This window comes from Streptomyces sp. NPDC048290 (genome assembly GCF_040652095.1).
Classification (GTDB): Bacteria; Actinomycetota; Actinomycetes; order Streptomycetales; family Streptomycetaceae; genus Streptomyces.
In genome coordinates this window covers 179,087-195,903 of record NZ_JBEZLM010000019.1, presented here as the reverse complement: position 1 = coordinate 195,903, position 16,817 = coordinate 179,087, and the positions used below count along the sequence as shown (strand labels likewise).

Here is a 16,817-nt window from a genome sequence, read left to right as displayed (position 1 = left end):
TTCAGGCGAAGGCCGCCTCCGTGTACGGCAGTTGCCGAACCGGGTGATCAAGTTCGAGGGACCATTCGACACCGGACGTTAAAGATCAAGCTAAGGACTGTCTCGCAAAAGCCGGTTGACGTCCAGGTCAGGTGCTGAGATGGATACTCGCGAGACCCTGACGCGGGGCTGTGACTGTCTGCGGACATGCCAGAGCTGCGCGTCCATGCGGGTCGTCACTATGCCGTCCAGTTCCACTGCGCCTTGCCGGATGACGCATGGTGTGTGGAGCTGAGCAAGGCTGCTCCCGCGCCGGAGGCATGGGCTGAGATCCCCCGTGCGGAACCCCATTTGCCTGGGGCGGCCTTCGTGGTGGCGGTGATACCCGACGAGGATCCGGACCTGGAACCGACCGTCCACATTCACAGCCATGACGAGCACGTCATCCCCTACGAGATCATGCGCTGGCTCATGGAGCACGTTGCTGAGCAGGTCGAACGTTGCCGCATCGCGTTCGAGCAGGGAGAACCTGAAGCAGCGGAATGATCACGCGGTGCCTGGTGTGATCACGGCGCCGGAGCCGTCTTGGATAGCCCCGCTCACCGGGCTGAGCCCGCGCTGTTTCGGCAGGCTGGTGACGGTAGTGCGTAACGCGATCGCGAACGAGACGCGACGCGGGCGACCGTGGGGCCTGTCGTTGGAAGACCGGGTGCTGCTGGTTGTGGCGTATTGGCGCACGAACCTGACCATGCGCCAACTGGCCCTACTGTTCGGGGTGTCCAAATTGGCTCTGAACTTCAGGCTGTGGATCCTGCGGCGCAGGGTTCCGCAGCTGCCGAACGCACGGCACCCGCCCAGCGGGCGTCGCAGAGCGGGTGCCGAGGGGTGTGGGATCAGGCAGGCTTGATGTTCTCCGCCTGGGGTCCCTTCTGGCCCTGAGTGACGTCGAAGTTCACTTTCTGGCCTTCCTGGAGCTCACGGAAGCCGGAGCTGGCGATGTTGGAGTAGTGGGCGAAGACGTCGGGGCCGCCGCCGTCCTGCTCGATGAAGCCGAAGCCCTTTTCCGAGTTGAACCACTTGACGGTTCCGCTGGCCATTGTGCCCTCCAAGGGGACTCGAAGTCGGTCCCGCACTGCGCGGGAACCGGAGGTGATCGCCCTGGTCCTCAGAGACTGTGAACAGCAGAATCGCCCGTGCGCATTGCTCACGGGCGACCGGTACTTCGGAACCACGACAGCTGGCCTTCACGCTACAGGGAAAGATCCGTCCTCGCCGTGGGAACGCTCAGGTCACAAGCGGCCGAGCCGTCCGTTCAGCCGGGTGACGGCTGGCGGTCACCTGACGTGATTCTCGGCCACCGTTGTCCAGAGGTCCTTACTCCTGGGCTGATCCACAACCCCTGCCGTGGCCACGCAGGCACGTTCTGAGGAGACGGACATGCGGCAAAGACGACAGCGCACGCGAGCAGTGGCCTTTGTCGACGAGAACGGCAGTCGACGACTTGCGATGCCCCATAGACGTGGGCAACGCAGGAAGTATCCAGAGGTCACGGTCAGGGAGCACAGCACTGTAGAACCGCTGGCAGACGGCGACAGCGTTGAGGAAGGCGAGCGTGAGATGCTGTACATCAAGGTGAGAGTCGGCGGTGTCATCACGGCCTACCCTCGGTATCGGGCACCCGGCCACCTTTCCCACCGAGGCGATCATCAAGCAGGCCCAGCGCCTGCGAGCCGCCCAGAACACCTGGGACTTCCTGTCGACCCGGGAGCGGGGCGCCGACGTGACCCGGTTCCCCGCTGGTGCCTTCCTGACCCGTTTACGGCGGAACGGGTGACCAGGGGTCGGCCGGCGCGCGGTGGAACGCGACCTAAAGGGGCTGGGCCTGCCGGACTTCGAAGCGGTGGCGCATCTGGAGACCGAGCTCAGCGCGGACCTGCGGACGCGCCGCGGAGCCGGTCTAGGGCATATCGTTCCAAGCGGGCGCGGTGCCGCCGGAACTCCCCGCTTCGCCGTGCCGCTTCATGACGCCGTGGCCGCCCGGCCGCTGGACTGGGCTGCGGCGGGACAGCGGAGCGCGGGCGGCTGCCTTCCAGGTGTCCAGTACCGCCTCGTCGGCCGGCTTCATCTCGCCGTGGAACATCAGGACGTTGCCGTCCTTCACGGTCGTCTCGTCCCGCCAGGGCTGGGTGGCGAACACGTAGGCACCGCCCTCTGACAGTCGCTGCCGGGGCTCGTGGTCCGGCGCCCAGGTCACCCTGACCCGGGGGGGGGTGAGCGCCGCAAGGTCGTCGGGAAGGTTCTGGCCGGCTGCGGTCGCGCGGGCCTGGGTGCCTCGACGACGCTCGACGGCGTCCCGCCGCGCGGCGAACAGGCGCAACCAGCGCAGGTCACTGTCGTCCTGGTCGCCCGCGGGGGTGTAGAGGCGCTGGCGCGCACCGTGCTCGTCGACGACGGTCATGCCGATCGCCTCCAGCATGCGGCGAGGCCGTGTTGGCCTTCTGGGCGACCGCGATCAGCGGGCCACCGCCGGGGACGGCGTCCGTCCACCAGCTGACCGCCGCCGCGACCGCCCTAATGGTGGAGTCGGATGTTGTAACTCTCTCGCTTTCCGCCCACCGCGTGCCGTCAACGACGGGACTGATGTTTTTCGCCGAACCGCTTCCGTTCAGGGCGACGGAGCCGGAGGTAGTCGCGGCCTCCTGGGGCCCCTGGGACCCGCACACCAGCCCAGCAGGGTGGGTGACGAGCCATCTCCCGACCATTCCCGCGGCCAGCACCACGTTCGAACCCGCCGAGTTCGGACCGGGCCCGCACTGGTGGGTCACGCTGTACTACAACCAGGACGACCTGATCGACGACGGTCGGGACACTCCGCCAATGGACCGAGGCGGCACGTACGTGCTTTCCTCCGGGCAGTCGTTCCCAGACCCGGGGCCTCGTTGGGTGTCAACGGCCAGAGCGTCTCGATTCAGTCTGTCGAGAATACCTTCGGCTCCTGATGGGGCGGCGAAAAGGTTAGTTGCGCCCGGGCGAAACCGGGACGCTGATCGAGCGTTCGTGATGCGGAATACTCTGGTCATGAGCGAAGACTCCGAGCGGCTGGCGAAAGCTCTCATCGAGTACCGGGAATCCGAAGGCATCTCCGTGAGGCAGCTCGCGTATCGCACCCAGTTGAGCCAGGCAACCATCAGGCTCCACGAGAGTGATAGCGAACGCCCACCCGTCCCCTTCGCGGCCCGCCATCTCGAGGAAGTACTCGGCTGGGCATCTGGCAGCATCGCAACCGAGTCGCGCGCGACGACGGATCTCGAGCTTCCGCCGGACTCCGGCGCTTCGACTGGGTAGCCCGAGAGAATCAGGTGGTCGGAGGGTGCTGCAGCGTCCGGCGATCTGACCAAAGGTGGGCAGGCCCAGGTGGATCACCGACGGTTTGAGTGCGGCATTGAGCTGGGTCAGCTTCTCCTCGGCGCCGACCAGGCTGATCTCCAAGCCCTCGACCTCTCCGATCCAGCCTTCGCGCTGAGCTTCGGCGATCCGGTCGAGCAGGTTGTCGCGGATCTCGATCAGGCGTTTACGCTGGGACGGCTCAGGTCGGAGGAGCGAGCATCTGGCACAAGCTTCTCTGAACAACTCCGAGACAGGTATCCAGCCTGTGACAGTTGCCGCTGGATCACCCAGCGGTACTGCTCGGGGTCCGCTGTGATGATGTCTGTTGCCCGCTGGTGGCTGGACCGGGTGACCTGATGGCCGGTGTTCTCCCGGCGCCGGCGAAGCACGGCGTGTGGCGGCTGCGCCGTGAGCCGGCAGGGGATGCGGCACCGTGTGGGGCTCCCCCGCCGTCTCCGCTTTATACAGGACGGTTCCGTGCCCGCCGGTCAGCCGTGCTGGATGAGGTGGTCGAACTCTCCGTCCCGTACGCCGTTGAGGAAGGCCCGCAGTTCTGAGGGCGTGAAGACGTGCGGGGCGCGGTCGGGGTTCTTCGTGTCGCCGATGAGGATGTGCCCGTCGATCGCGCCGACCCGGACGCAGTCGCCTCCGCCTCCGCTGTGGGAGGAGACGGTCCACTGGACTTGAGTGAGGTCGAGGCCGGCGGGATCGGGCTTGGGGTTGGCGGTCATGTCCGCAGCTCCTTGATCAGTTTCTGGAGGCCGATGCGCGGGTCGCCGGGCGGAAGGGCAGCATCCCGAAGAACCCCGCAACACCGCAGAACGCACCCGGTCACCGGGGGTGCCCCAGTGACACCCCCGATGCCGGTCGGGCACTTCGACCGGCCGAACGTCGCCCGCGTCCAGGACCACCTCGACGGCGGCACCGACCACCACGCCGCCGACCGCGACTTCGCCCGCCGCCTCGTGGCAGCAGCGCCCTGGCTCCCGGCCAGCATCCGCACCAACCGCCGGCACGGCCCCCGGGTCCTCGACTGCCTCACCCGGGAGTCCGGCATCGACCAGGTCCTCGACCTCGGATGCGGCCTGCCGCACGACGACAACCGCCACCCGCCCGACGCGGTACACCGCATCATCTACATCGACTCCGACCCCGCAGTGGACGCCCACGCCCGCATGATCCTCGCGGAACGGGACGGCACGGACTCACTGCGGGCAGATCTCACCGACATGCCCGCCCTGCTGGCCGCGCAGCCGGTGGCAGGGCTCGACCGCAGCCGTCCCGTCGGGGTGCTGCTCCACGACGTCCTGCCCTGGATCGACGACGAGGCCGCCCACACCGCAATGGCAGCGCTCAGGACCTGGCTTCCGTCCGGGTCCGTACTGTCCCTCACCCACGCCGCCTCCGACACGGCACCCGCGGCGATGGCCGCCCTCACCGCCCACTACGCAAGCGCCGGAATCGCCTTCCGGCCCCGCACCGGGCAGCAGATCCGTCACCTGCTCCGCTCCTGGAAGCCCGTGGAGCGCGGCGGGCTAGTGACCACCGCGTCCTGGCGCCGCCCCACGCCCCCGCACGAGCGGCTCGACCACTCCCACGCCTACGCCGTCCTCGCCTCGCCCGGAGACCACCCCACATGACCGCCCCACCACCGCCCATGCCCGCCGTGCGGTGTACGTTCGGCAGGCCGGGGAAACGAGTGAGCGAGGGCGGGATGCCATGGGGAACGGCAGAGGTACAGGTCACGGCAGAGCAGTAGGCGGCTCGCAGTGACCGCCCGGAGGGCCACCCTCTGGACCCGGCTGACCGGCGTCCTCACGCTGGCCGCGGTCTACGCCGCCCTGCTCGCCGGGATCGTCCCGCTGGCCATCCCGCACCCGGTCACCCGGCCCCTCCGGCTGGCGCTGGCCGGGTGCGTGGTGGTGTGCGTGCTGCTGTGGACGCTGGCCTCGGTCAAGGCGCCGCCGGTTCCGCCCGTCCCGCCGGTTCCGCTCGACAAGGGCCGACGGGACGCGCGGCGGTACGTGCTGCCGCGCACGGGCCGGTTCCTGCGGGCCCTCCTCGTCCTCACCGTCCCGCTGGCCAGCGGCGCCGCACTGATACAAGGCGTCGGACCGGACGGCGCCGACGGCCGCTGGCAGACCGAGGTCTACGCGGCGGGCGGGGGCATCCAGGCCCTCCCCATCGACCGGCTGCTCGGCGACCCCGTGCCGACCGGGGTCAACATCAACGACGTGGACCAGTACGCGACCGACGTCCAGATCACCGTGCCGTTCACCGACGGCCCCCGATCGGTCACCGTGCACCGGGCGAAGACGCGGGGCGAACCGGCCGAGGGGGACACGGTGGACATGCTCTACGCCCCCGACCGGCCCGCGCTCGGGGCACGTTTCAACGACTCGGGGTACATGTCACGTGGCTTCGCCCTCCTCTGGATCCTGGTCCTGACCTTCTGCGCGTGCCTGTTCACCGTCGCGACCTTCAGCGCCGTCGCCCCGGAGAGCCTGAACTGCCGCCGGTTCCGGCCCCGGCTGCACGGAGTCTGGGCGCTGCTGGCGGTGCTGAGCATCGGACTGCTGCTGCCAGGCCTGTTCTTCCTCGTGTCGTCCGGGGTCGGCTGGCTCCTCGCGCTCACCGCCGCCGCGCTGCCCTGGCTCGCCCTCACCTGGACACTGAAGCAGGAGTAGTCCCGGCGCCGGGTGCCGGGGTTCAGGTCCGGCCGTGAGCGATCACAATCGGCCGGATCATAGAGTGTCGTGACGGCCGGTCCAGGGCGTCCGCGAACGCGTCCGCCCGCCGAGGCCGTACGGCCGCCGTCAGCCGTCCGTCGTAGCCCTCGCCCAGGGTGGCCACCACGTCGACGGAGTCGAACGCGCCGCTGAGCACCAGACCGACGGACCCCTCCGCCCCGACGGTGACCTTGCCCCCGGCCGGCCACGCGGTGGTGGCACACGTGAGCGTCAGGGTGAGGGTGGTGCGCCCGGCGTCGATCTGGGGCACACCGGAGTCCGCCGTGCCCTGGCAGAAGCCGTCCGGGAAGGTGCCGAGCACGTGGGCAGCTGCGGCGCCACCACAAGGGTCACGAGCCCGACTGGGGTGCCTCCGGGGGTCGCAGAGGGCCATGGCGGCGGCCGGTGGACACCGAAGCTGCACCGCCGGTCTCATCGCGTTCGAGAGGACGCGGCCGGGCGGGGCGCTGCGCTGCGGACCGGTGGCGGTGGGCGGCGCGGTCATGACGGGGCTCCCGGTGTGTGGACGGGCGCAGGGTTTCCAGAACTTGGAAGAGAATCAGCGGGTCGAGTTCGAGACCGCCGTCGGACCCAAGGGCTCTGAGGCCCGGGAGGTCAGGAAGCTGCGACCCTGATCGGGGCTGTCCGCCCGATTCCCACCGCGGCCGTAGCCGGGTCAACGCGAGGATGAGCGTGCCGGGTGGTGAGCCCTCCGTGTGAGCGGACCGTCAACTCGTCGGGCCGGGCCGCATCAAGGTCCGCTCCGCCGGCTCAGAGCCCGCTGAAAAGCTGAACCCCGCGATCATCGAGGTCATGGCGGAGAAGGGCATCGACCTCGCCGGGCACACCCCCAAGCACCTGACCCCCGATGCCGTCCGGGCGTCTGAGCCCCGCCTTCCCCGGCAAGGCACACCTCGACTGGATCGGATCGATCCTCGACGACCCCGCAGGACAGGACACCGACGCGGTCCGGCCGATCCGCGACGACATCGAGCACCGCGTCCGGGTTCGATCACGAACCCGGCTGTCCCGTTCGCCGTGCAGTCGGTCCGCGGTGCCGGGGGCTTGTGGAGAATCTGGTGTCCGGGTTACGCGGCCAGGTAGGCGGCTGCCCGGGCGGTGAGGTTGCGGGCATCGGGGTCGTCGGGGTAGCGGGTGAGGCGGTTGCGCGAGGAACTCCTCATCGTCTTCAGCGCCACCCTGGGGCCCGGCCCCCGCACGGCGTAATCCGCCGCCCGGCCGCGCCGCTACCTCGCTACCCGCATACCCGGCCGCCGGCCGCTGACCCTCCTCGCCCCGACCAAGTGCTTTTGCGCACAGGCGGGATGGGGACACGCAGGGGGGTGGCTTCCTTCCGGCCTCGGGGTCGAACACAGGTGTCAGCCCGCGAGTGGATGCCCCCGGACGTGCCCGCGCGCACCAGCAAGTCCGCCCGCGTCGGCCCCAGATGCGTCCTGGACTACCCCACATCAGAGGCTGCGGTGGGCCTTGGCACTCCCGCGAGGGACGCGCTCGCCACCACGCGCCCCGCCCGACCCCGCGCACTCGGGCCGTGCCCGGCTCGCGTTCCCGCCTGCCGGGCATCGCCCGGCGGAGGAGTCGCACGCGCGCCGGGATCGGTCTGCGGGGATCTCCAGTGGGGGTGACGGCGAGCCGGGCATACGGTAGCTGTCGTCCGGCGGTTCCGGCGGCTTGGTGGTGCGGGTCAGGAGTCGATGGCGTAGGCGGGGTGGAACCACAGGGATTGCTGGATGTCGGTGAGAAAGGCGCAGCCGGTGGTGAGGTAGGGCATTCCCGCCCAGGCAGTGAACGCGGCGGCGATCGCGCTGGCGCCTTGGTCGGAGCTGGTCTTGAGCTCTGGCAGAGCGGCACCGGTGGTGAGCTTCGCCCAGGACACGCAGTACAGAGGCGGGGTCTCCTCGTTGGCCGCCTTGGTGAAGTTCACCGCGGCGATGCGGTCGCCGGCGTGCAGGAACACCATGGCACCGGAGTCGTTGCCGAAAGAGTTGCTGTCGATGCCGACGATGGCGGCGGGCAGGGGAGTTCCCAGGACGGTTTGGACGCCCGTGACAAGGTCCTTGACGGAGCCGTCGGGCAGCTTGACGGGCCACTTGTGGTCGACGCCGAGTGTGATGATGCCCGTCTGCAGGTCCATGGCCTGGAGAGTGTCGCGGATGACCGCGATGCCTTTGCCGTTCTGTTCGAAGAAGACCCCTGCGGTGATGCCGGAGTGGCTGGGCTCGACGGGCGTGTATGCCACGGGGTCGAGGCTGGTGAGAGCGGCTCTCAGGTCGTAGCGGAGGTCGGCCCAGAAAGCCCCGAAGGACTGGGGGGTGTCGTCCTTGGGCTTTCCGTCCTGGCCGAAGGTGTGGCCGACGATGATGGCGTCGGGGACCTCGGGGAAGGGCCTGCCGCGCACCGGTTCGGTTCGCGTGAGCTTCATTGTTCCGTCTTTGCTGTAGTTGCTGCCCGTGGAGATGTGGCCACCGGTGTATTCGGGCGGGGCGATGGCGACGGGTCCCAAGGCCGGGTCCGAGGTGGTGAATTCGACACGGCGGGTCCTGGAGTTCCACACCGAGTCGATGGGGGTGCGGCTGGTCAGCGCGGTGAGTTCGTATCCGGCGGCGTAGGCGGCCGCGGCGTCGGGCTGGATGCGTACCGCCATGCGTGGGGCCGGGTGGACCAGGACGCCGAGGGGGGAGGGGGGTCGGTAGTTGAAGTTGGCGCGGGTCAGGTTCCCCAGGTCGGGGAAGGGTTTGGGGTCGTCGAAGGGCGGATCGCCGGCGTCGTCCAGGCCCCAGGAGTACGCCTCCCCCGCCTCCCAGTCGATCACGAAGCGCTGCAGGAGCCGCTGCATCCCGCTCTCTCCCGATACGACTATGTGAATCTGGAATCCGGCATGCCGTTGCCGGGGGACGTCGGATGCCAGGCCGAAGACGGCCTCAAGATGCGGGGAGATACCCGTCTGCGCCAGAAGGTCTGGTGTGTCGTCGCTCTTCTCGAACCGCCACGCCACGCCCGGGATGTCCAGGTAGGTGCCGGGTGCGTTCGCTCCGGAGACGTAGAAGTCCGGAACCGACCAGGACTTGCCCGTCGAGTAGCTGTAGCTGACGCCTCCGGTGAGTGAGTCACCGAAGAACCCGAGGTTGGCTCCGACGCTGGTGGAGGTGCTCATCGTCGTGCTCTTCCCGGTGGTGGCCGGGGAGAAGTCCGTGAGCGTCCAATCCGTCGGGGACTGGGCCTTGTGCTTGCTTTTCAGGGGGACGGCCATCGGTGTGACATTCACCTCAAGCTGGGCGAGCTTCCCTCCGGTGGCGAAGGTAGATCCGGAGGTGCCGAGGCGCACCGCTCGGGCGGGTGACTTACCGGCCGGGTTGGATTCCTCGAACAGTTCGAGGAGAAAGCTCACCCTGACGGCTAGCGCGGAGTCGGCGAAACGGCGTGAGACGTGACGCATGGTGCGCGGGTTGGCTGCGGCCGCATGGGTGCCGCGGATGAGTGGCATCGGTGATCTCCTGGCTTCCGGGTTGTCTGTCGTCGGCAGTGCCGTCCCGGGGTGTGGGCCGGCACGAGGGAGGAGTCTCAGGGCCGGCCGGGCGCTTTGCGCAGGCCGGCCCAGGGCGATGGTGTGTTGTCCTGCGGCGTTCGGACGGCGACGGGTCCGCGGGACGGGCGGGCCCCGCAGAGCGGGGTCGGCTCTGCGGGGGTCGGCCGTGGGAATCGGGACTCCTTCGGTGCCTTGCGGCGGGGTGGTGTCACAAGAGCGTTCACCCACGCATGGCCCTGGCTCCCCCTATCCGTGCGGTGTGGGGTACCCGTGCGATGTATGGCCCGTGCCTCAGCGCCATGAGGGTCCCGGGATGTCCCACTCGTGTGGCGGCGGGAGGTCGGGGAGCAGTGGGGCGCCCGGGGTCTGTGCGGGGCCGTCGGCGCCGGCGGCCGCGTCGAGGCGCTCTGCCGGGGGTGCGTGATCCGCACGGCGAGGTGGGTCATCGTTCTCCTCCGGGCGAGTGTCGTAAAAGGGGAGGGCTTCGGTCAGGGCGGCGTCGAACGCGCGGGGCCCCAGATGCCAGATGAGGCCGAGGTCGGAGCTGCGCGCCTGCTCCATGCCTGTGTGGGTGAGTTCCCAGTACGCCTGCCAGTTCTGGTTGGCCATGGCGCCGGCCGGGGAGTCGGCGAACTCGATCACGCTTTGGCGCACCTGCTGGTACAGGCTGCGGGCGCGGCGCTGGTCGACGTACGGCACGAAGGGCCGGTAGCCGCTGGTGTGCTCGTTGCCCATGACGCCTTCGGCCATGCACTGCCCGATGGGGAAGGTCGAGACGAAGGTGTGGTAGGCGCCGAAGTTCATGTAGGCGGCGATGCCGGTCGTGGCGGCGAGGACGGTGTCGCGGTCCCCGTACAGCGAGGTGGGGCTCAGGCAGCTCAGGCCCAGCAGGATGTCGCAGGTCCCTCCGGACTGTGCTCCTGCCACCGGCAGCAGCTGGCCCTCGGCGTCCCACATCCAGGTGCCCCGCAGCTGCCATCGGCCGGTGCCGGTGCCGTGGAAGTAGCGGTGGTCGGCCAGGGCGTCGGGCAGGCCGCTGTCCTGGAACGGGCGGGGCATGTTCTCAAGCCGGGCGTCGGCGTCGCTGAGGGTGCCGGGGCGGGACAGGTCGGTGATGGGCTGCCCGATCCGCGGCAGTCCGCCCACGCCCATCTCCTCTTCCTGGGCTTGGAGCTGCTGTCTCAGGCCGGGATCGACGACATCGATGATGGAGCCGAATCCCTTGTTCACCGACGATGCCTCGATGTACCGCCAGGTCCCGGACGGAGCGTCGTGCAACAGTTCAGGGACGCGCTCGATCCGGGCGCGGCTGATCTCCTGGTCGAACAGCGGGGTGCGCGTCCGGCTGCGGAAATCCCGGAAACGCCACTCCAGCCGCTGCCCCAGCGCGATGTCCGGGTTGCCTCGTCGCAGGGCGCTGCGGAAGGCTTCGCCGGTGTTCACGGTGAACGTCTCGCCGTCGCGCCGGACCAGCATGTCCTGGAACTGGTAGGGCTCTTGGAGGTACTGCCACACCAGCGAGCCGAATCCGCAGATCGCCTTGATCTTGGTCAGCAGCCGGTCGTAGCGGTAGTTGTCATCCGTGGTGGGTGTGCGGAGTTCGGCCAGGAGCCACTGGAGGCCCTGGGTCTCCATGTAGTGGCGCTGGTCGGCGCTGTCGTTCAGCCCTCGCATGGTCTGCTCCGCAGCGTCGTCCCGCCAGCGCCCGATCTGGTCGGTGAGCGGCGACATCTGCATCAGAACGCCCCGGGTGACCACCTCGCGCAGGGTCTCCACCGGGGCGTCCAGGGTTTCGATGGCCGGGTCGGCCTGTGTCCGGCACACCCGCTGGTTCCCGATGGCGGCATCGGTGTAGATGCCTTCGAGGACCGTCGCCAGACGGCGGCTGAACCGGTCGTAGACCTCACCGACACGCCCGGGATAATCCAGGATGGCCAGAGACAGGGCCGTCTCGAAGTCCCGGGCATAGGACAGGTACCGGGCCCGGTCCGGGGACGGGGGGAAGTTGTGACTGATGTCCACCAGCCGACCTGTCACCGGGAGACGCCGGATCACGCGGTAGGCCAGCGTCTCGGGATCGAACTCCGTCTCCTGCGTTCCGAGCCATCCGGGAACGGGACTGGTCATCGCTCGGCCTCCCATTCACGCACCGGTGCCGGCTCGGGCGGCAGCAGAGTGCCCTCGGGACGGGCTGGATCGGTGGCGGAGCCACCGGCCTGCGCGCCGAGTGGGTCCCGGTCCTGGTATCGGTTCTCCTGCCCGCCTTCTTCGACGGGCGAATATGGCCATTGCACCCGGTCGGAGCCATACGGTGCCGTGATTGATCCGATCGACGGCGCGTCCCGGCAACCACGGGTCAGCCCCGGCGCACCGGCATGCGCCGCAGTCGGGGAGAGCGAGAAGCGGCCTTCGGCTCGCCCTGTCTCAGTAGCACCACCCGCCGGAGGCGTCTTCGCCCCTCAGGCGCCTTCCGTGCCAGCGTGCTCGCACGATCGCCCACGAACCGCCCCTGCGGTGCCGACCACACTGCCGACCACACGGGCCAGCTCGGGACGTGTCCCGGCGGCTCTACCCGGCGCGCCGTCCACCGCGCCGATGGAGGACATGTGATGGTTGCGAGGTGATCATGAGCCGCTGAGAGGAATCGCCGGGAGACCGCAATGCCGGGTGGAGAAACACTTCCGTACACCGTGACGTCCGTAAACCGTCTGACCGGTCGACTGCAGGACATCACCCGAGGCGCCCCGGGACCGTTCGGCCCCGATGACTTCTTCATGTTCGGACAGTACTTCGAGGCTGCGGTCAGCATCGCAATCCTCGACCAACCAGGTGCAATCGGCGACGTCTACGACCGGTACTGCAGCATCCTGGCCGATGTCCTGCAGCGCCTGAAGGACGACCCCGAAGTCGCGAACAGGCGGGTCAAGCAAGTTCGCCCGTACACGGAAACGACCCTGCTCAGCGCGGTAGTGGATGCCTTGTTGATGCCGTTCTCGCCACTGTCCGACCAACCCGGGGCATGCCTGGACGAGAACATGAAGAAGGCGCTGGCCGACCGGCTCAAGATCTTCACCGAACCCGAGTACAGACAGGAGGTGATCAGGGACTTCATGAAGAAGGAAGGCCTGGACTGGCTCCTCAAGGAACTGAGAACCCCATGCTGGGACCCCGGGTACACGTACACGCACCTGCTGACCAAGATCAAAGCCATCGGGGCGTTCGGTAGCATTCTGTGGGAGTACCTCAGAGACGGGCCGGGCCAGTTCGAGGACGCCACATTCGATGGCAGCTCCTTCAATACGGCCGGCTCCCTCTGCGAGTTGTTGAGGGAGAGCAACCCCGCCCTCGGCGACATCGAAGCGCTCCGCGAACGCTTCGACGAGTTCCGGCGACGGACCCGCACCCCACTGTTCGACCGCCCGACCGTCCGGCTCGCTTCGGGGGACACCTGGACAACGTTGGAGGACCGCACGGGCAAGAAGACCTGGCGGTGGTTCCTCGACGGGGCCCCCGTAGGCTGGCGGGTCGGGATCCACAATCTCGAGGGCCGTTTCCTCAATCCCTACCTGTGCCGGCTCATCGCCCAGCGCTTCGAGGCCCCGGGCGGTGGCCTCGCCGGTGACGACGTCCCGGTGTCAGACCTGGTGCGGTCCGGCCCGCTGTCCCGGCTCGGGCAGGAGTACATGCCGCCAGGGTTCCGGCGGCTCGGGCTGCCCGAGGCCCTGGCCGGCCACGTACTGGAACCCGGGAGCGGCATCAACATGTGGGAGCGGCTGGGGGTGTATCCCTACCACTTCCAACGGCAAGAGCTTCTGCACACGCCCGGTTCGCCGGCCGGCGGAGCCTTCGATGTGCTGCTGGGCCTGAACAGCTTGAGCGACACGTCCCTGTACGGAGCAGAGGACACGGTGATGCCGGCCACCGCGGGCATGTCGGCCTTCTTGTCCTTCAGCGGACTCCAGCCCTTCGAAGAGACCTTCCCCATCGGCCACTGCATGGCCGCCGACATCATGGGCGACCAGCACACCGGAGGGCTGCGGCCCCACCCCGCCTTCACCACAGGACAGCGCCTGACCCTCTACCGGCACGTCACGGACACTCTGATCCTGTCCGACCAGGTCCACGCCAGTATGACCGCCGTGGACTACATTCGGGAATGCGAGCGGCTCGCAGGAGAACTGATCCAGGCCCGGACGCTGCAGCACCGGATCGCCATGCCGGTGCCGCCCGCAGCATACGAGGGTCCGGCACCGCTCCAAGGGTTCGACGAACCTTCCGGCAGCCGCGATGAACCCTCGGCAGACGACGGGCCCTCCCCCGCAGACCACCCCGGGGCCCCGCTGATCCCCGAGCCCCCACCCCAGCCCGACTGGTCCACCCTGCTCGGCCTCGACACCCTTGCGCACACCGACACCCCGGTGCCCGAATGGGCGGGTTGGTGACGCCGATGGGCGTGCTTGCCTCCTACCGCCAGAACGGGCAGGTCGTCGTATGCGGCGTCCGGAAGGGACCCACCCTCTGCGCCTGCCCTTCCCGGGCTGCTCTCGTCACTGAATCGCGCGACAGGCCAACGTCTCTGCGCACCGACCGCCGCTTGGACCTCACCGACCTCCCGACGACGTGAACGCCCTGCGCCGTCGTCCTCGCCCGGTAGGCGCGTTGCCGGCACGCCCGGGAGCATGACGGGCGCGACCGTCCGGCAACGGCGCGCAGGTCATGACCGCCGCACTCAGCGCAGCCAGGGTCTGCTGCGCCCAGGGCCTCATTGCACGGCTCCGGTTTCCGTGTGCGGGGTGGTGGAGCCCGGTACCGGGGCTGATCGAGGTCGATCCGACGACGCTCTGCCCGTAGGGCGCCACCAGCGCCGCGACGCCAGAGCGGCCAGCCCGGCTCCGGCGGCGTTGAGCAGTACGTCGTCCACAGAGGACACCCGGTCCAGCCGCAGGACGTACTGCGCGGTCTCGACCAGGACCGAGCAGCCCGCCGCGAGCGCCAGGATCCGCGGTACCGACGCCAGCGCCGCGAACCGCAGCGGGGCGAGGAACCCCAGCGCCGCGAAGACCAGCAGGTTGCCGACGACCTGGACCGTCGCCGTCATCGGATCGCTTGCGAGGATCGTGAGCAGGTCCCGCAGCGGCACCAGGCTCACTCGAGCGGGGACGGTGTCGGCCCGGCCGCCCGGCAACATGATCATCCATACCCACGGCACCGTCCCGTAGACGATGCCGACCTCGGCCAGCGACATCCGCCACGCCGACGTGGTGCCGGTGCCCCTCCGACGACGTGCCAGAAGCCCCACCGTCAGCGCGGCCAACGGCAGTACGGCGGCCGTGATGAGGGCCACGCCGGTGAACGTACCGACCCAGCCGTGCCACCCCTTGATGATCACGCTGCCTCCGCTTCCGTCCGACCCCGAAATCTCCCCGCAGGTCAGAGTGTCTTCTTTGATGTCCCAATGGATGTGACGGTTGTCAGGCTGTACCCCGCACCGTGGTGGATGCGGTGGAGTTCCTGAAGGCCGACCGGCGTCGGGGCGGTGCCGGCCGCCCGACCGAGGGTGCCCTCCGGCTGTCCGGTACGCCAGGCAGGCGGAGATCCCTTCTCATCGGGTCAGCCGACGGATCACCTCAGCCACCTGACCCGCCGCCGGGCGTGGCCCCGGTGATGGCCTGTGTCTCTCGCCCGATCATGTCCTGAAGCGGCACGCCGTCGATGTTGCCGAGGATGACGCCGACCCAGTCGGTGTACGGGTAGATGTCCCAGTTGGCGGCGACACCGGGGTTGCCTCCGGCGCGCTGGTACTTCCACTGCCCGTTGACGATGGAGACCGGAATCCTGTACGCGCCGAACGACGCCGGTCCGTGGGGGATCTTGGCCCCGGTGAGCACATCGGCCCAGGGCCGGTCCAGGAGCGTGCCGTCGCCCAGCGCGTGCGCGAACCGGACCAGATCCGGCGCGGTGGCGAAGCCACCGTCCCCGGGGGCATCGATGAAGGCGCGGCCCGGGTTCCTGCCGAGTACGTTCGGGTTCGGGCTGCTCTTGTCCAGGTTGCGGACGGCGTCCACCTGGCTGCCGTCGGCCAGCGTCATGTACGGGTGCGCGATGGCCTTGTCGGTGAGCCACTGCGGCCTGGTGTAGAACGCCGAGCCGGTCATGCCGCAGCGCTTGAAGATGTGTTCCTCGACGTAGTCCCAGTACGTCGTGCCGGCCACGGCCTCCACGATCAGCGCGGAAATGGTGACCTCCGACTCGGCGTGAGCGGTGTCGGAGGTGCCCGGCAGGCCCACCAGTTTCGCCTGCCGGGCCCGCTGCTCGTAGTGCTCGTGCACCTCATCCCGGCTCTGGAAGACGCGTTGCACGTCGTCCTCCGGGCTGTCCAGCCCGGAGGTGCCGGAGAGCAGGTGGTGGATGGTCACCTTCTCGGCGATGTCCTTGGCGAAGCCCGTCAGATGGGTGCCCACCGTGTCCGACAGCTTCACCTTCCCCTGCTGCGCCAACTGCAAGATGGCCACCGCGCCGAACGGCTTGCCCGCCGAACTGAGGGCGAACGCGACGCCCTCGTGATTGCGGATCCCCTTCTCCTTGTCGGCCATGCCGTAGCTGCGCGACAGCACCGTCCGGCCCTGGTGCGACAACAGCACCACGCCGGAGAACTTGCCCTCGGCGGCCAGCTTCGTCACGTACCGGTCATAGGCTCCGCCGGGCCGGGTGTCCGGTGGGATGCCGGGGTCGGTTGCGGCCGTTCGGTGCTGTCCCGCGGCTGCGGCATGGCCGCGTCGGGCGCCCACCAGCGGCACGCCGGCCGCCACGACGCCGACGGCCAGCCCGCCCCACCCGCACAGCCACCGCCGGTCGATACCACGTACGGAATCCGAGTCCACGATCACGATCCATTCCCGGTCGACAAGCCGACCGTTGCAGGTGTGCTGCTGTCCATGCCTCCACTGAAGGCGGACGACCGTCGCGGTGGCGTATGCGATTTTCGATACGCCTGCGACAGCTCGCCGTCACGCCCGCACGTCTGCCCTGAACCATGAACGCCTGGGAACCACGGCGGCGGGACGCGCATCCACCGGAAGATCGGGACGGGTCCGCCCACCGGAAGTGGTTTCTCCGGGCTAAGCGTCGCCCAGGACTAGCTGGTCAGCGCCTTGCAGGCCGTCGAAGGCCCGTTG

Annotated in this window: 14 protein-coding genes and 2 pseudogenes; 7 read left to right on the top strand and 9 right to left on the bottom strand. The window is 69.0% G+C overall.

Annotation, left to right across the window (positions count from 1 at the left end; genetic code table 11):
* The first annotated feature begins 186 nt into the window (after window positions 1–186).
* Window positions 187–525 (top strand): hypothetical protein, encoded by a 339-nt coding sequence (locus tag AB0D49_RS29170; protein ID WP_362762713.1) that lies wholly within the window; start codon window positions 187–189, stop codon window positions 523–525.
* A gap of 7 nt (window positions 526–532) precedes the next feature.
* Window positions 533–769 (top strand): annotated as a pseudogene (locus AB0D49_RS29165) (transposase family protein); the annotation flags it as partial.
* A gap of 103 nt (window positions 770–872) precedes the next feature.
* On the opposite strand, the gene AB0D49_RS29160 reads toward AB0D49_RS29165, so the two are convergent.
* Complete coding sequence (locus AB0D49_RS29160; protein WP_362762711.1) at window positions 873–1,076, bottom strand: cold-shock protein; 204 nt, start codon at window positions 1,074–1,076, stop codon at window positions 873–875.
* A gap of 548 nt (window positions 1,077–1,624) precedes the next feature.
* On the opposite strand from AB0D49_RS29160, the gene AB0D49_RS29155 reads away from it, so the two are divergent.
* The gene (locus AB0D49_RS29155; protein WP_362762710.1) at window positions 1,625–1,813 is read left to right on the top strand and encodes a hypothetical protein; all 189 of its coding nucleotides are present in this window, start codon (window positions 1,625–1,627) and stop codon (window positions 1,811–1,813) included.
* Between the two features lie 123 nt (window positions 1,814–1,936).
* Here the strand turns inward: AB0D49_RS29155 and AB0D49_RS29150 are convergent, their stop codons facing one another.
* The 3 genes from AB0D49_RS29150 to AB0D49_RS29140 all read right to left on the bottom strand — a co-directional run bounded on the left by AB0D49_RS29150 (window position 1,937) and on the right by AB0D49_RS29140 (window position 4,097).
* Window positions 1,937–2,455: a hypothetical protein gene (locus AB0D49_RS29150; RefSeq protein ID WP_362762708.1), complete on the bottom strand. Its 519-nt coding sequence runs from the start codon at window positions 2,453–2,455 to the stop codon at window positions 1,937–1,939.
* A gap of 539 nt (window positions 2,456–2,994) precedes the next feature.
* A complete protein-coding gene (locus AB0D49_RS29145) occupies window positions 2,995–3,609 on the bottom strand; it encodes a hypothetical protein (RefSeq protein ID WP_362762706.1) in 615 nt (204 codons plus the stop codon).
* Window positions 3,610–3,854: 245 nt separating this feature from the next.
* Window positions 3,855–4,097: a DUF397 domain-containing protein gene (locus AB0D49_RS29140; RefSeq protein WP_362762704.1), complete on the bottom strand. Its 243-nt coding sequence runs from the start codon at window positions 4,095–4,097 to the stop codon at window positions 3,855–3,857.
* Between the two features lie 117 nt (window positions 4,098–4,214).
* Here AB0D49_RS29140 and AB0D49_RS29135 point away from each other — a divergent pair, with 117 nt between their 5' ends.
* The gene (locus AB0D49_RS29135) at window positions 4,215–5,006 is read left to right on the top strand and encodes an SAM-dependent methyltransferase (protein WP_362762702.1); all 792 of its coding nucleotides are present in this window, start codon (window positions 4,215–4,217) and stop codon (window positions 5,004–5,006) included.
* A 129-nt stretch (window positions 5,007–5,135) separates the two neighbouring features.
* A complete protein-coding gene (locus tag AB0D49_RS29130) occupies window positions 5,136–6,053 on the top strand; it encodes a hypothetical protein (RefSeq protein ID WP_362762701.1) in 918 nt (305 codons plus the stop codon).
* Between the two features lie 22 nt (window positions 6,054–6,075).
* Here AB0D49_RS29130 and AB0D49_RS29125 read toward each other — a convergent pair whose 3' ends face one another.
* Window positions 6,076–6,417: a histidine phosphotransferase family protein gene (locus AB0D49_RS29125; RefSeq protein ID WP_362762699.1), complete on the bottom strand. Its 342-nt coding sequence runs from the start codon at window positions 6,415–6,417 to the stop codon at window positions 6,076–6,078.
* 428 nt (window positions 6,418–6,845) lie between these two features.
* On the opposite strand from AB0D49_RS29125, the pseudogene AB0D49_RS29120 reads away from it, so the two are divergent.
* Window positions 6,846–7,101: pseudogene (locus AB0D49_RS29120) on the top strand (phosphotyrosine protein phosphatase); the annotation flags it as partial.
* A gap of 699 nt (window positions 7,102–7,800) precedes the next feature.
* Here AB0D49_RS29120 and AB0D49_RS29115 read toward each other — a convergent pair.
* Window positions 7,801–9,600, bottom strand: a complete 1,800-nt coding sequence (locus AB0D49_RS29115; RefSeq protein ID WP_362762697.1) for a hypothetical protein — start codon at window positions 9,598–9,600, stop codon at window positions 7,801–7,803.
* Window positions 9,601–9,933: 333 nt separating this feature from the next.
* Entirely contained in the window at window positions 9,934–11,769 is a 1,836-nt protein-coding gene (locus AB0D49_RS29110) for a hypothetical protein (RefSeq protein ID WP_362762695.1), read from the bottom strand.
* A 563-nt stretch (window positions 11,770–12,332) separates the two neighbouring features.
* On the opposite strand from AB0D49_RS29110, the gene AB0D49_RS29105 reads away from it, so the two are divergent.
* Window positions 12,333–14,084, top strand: coding sequence for a hypothetical protein (locus AB0D49_RS29105; RefSeq protein WP_362762693.1), 1,752 nt, complete (start codon window positions 12,333–12,335; stop codon window positions 14,082–14,084).
* A 320-nt stretch (window positions 14,085–14,404) separates the two neighbouring features.
* On the opposite strand, the gene AB0D49_RS29100 is transcribed toward AB0D49_RS29105, so the two are convergent.
* Together AB0D49_RS29100 and AB0D49_RS29095 are read right to left on the bottom strand one after the other, a co-directional pair.
* Entirely contained in the window at window positions 14,405–15,031 is a 627-nt protein-coding gene (locus AB0D49_RS29100; protein ID WP_362762691.1) for a VanZ family protein, read from the bottom strand.
* A gap of 238 nt (window positions 15,032–15,269) precedes the next feature.
* On the bottom strand, window positions 15,270–16,322 hold the full coding sequence (locus AB0D49_RS29095; protein ID WP_362762689.1) for a serine hydrolase domain-containing protein: 1,053 nt from the start codon (window positions 16,320–16,322) through the stop codon (window positions 15,270–15,272).
* Window positions 16,323–16,817 lie beyond the last annotated feature (495 nt).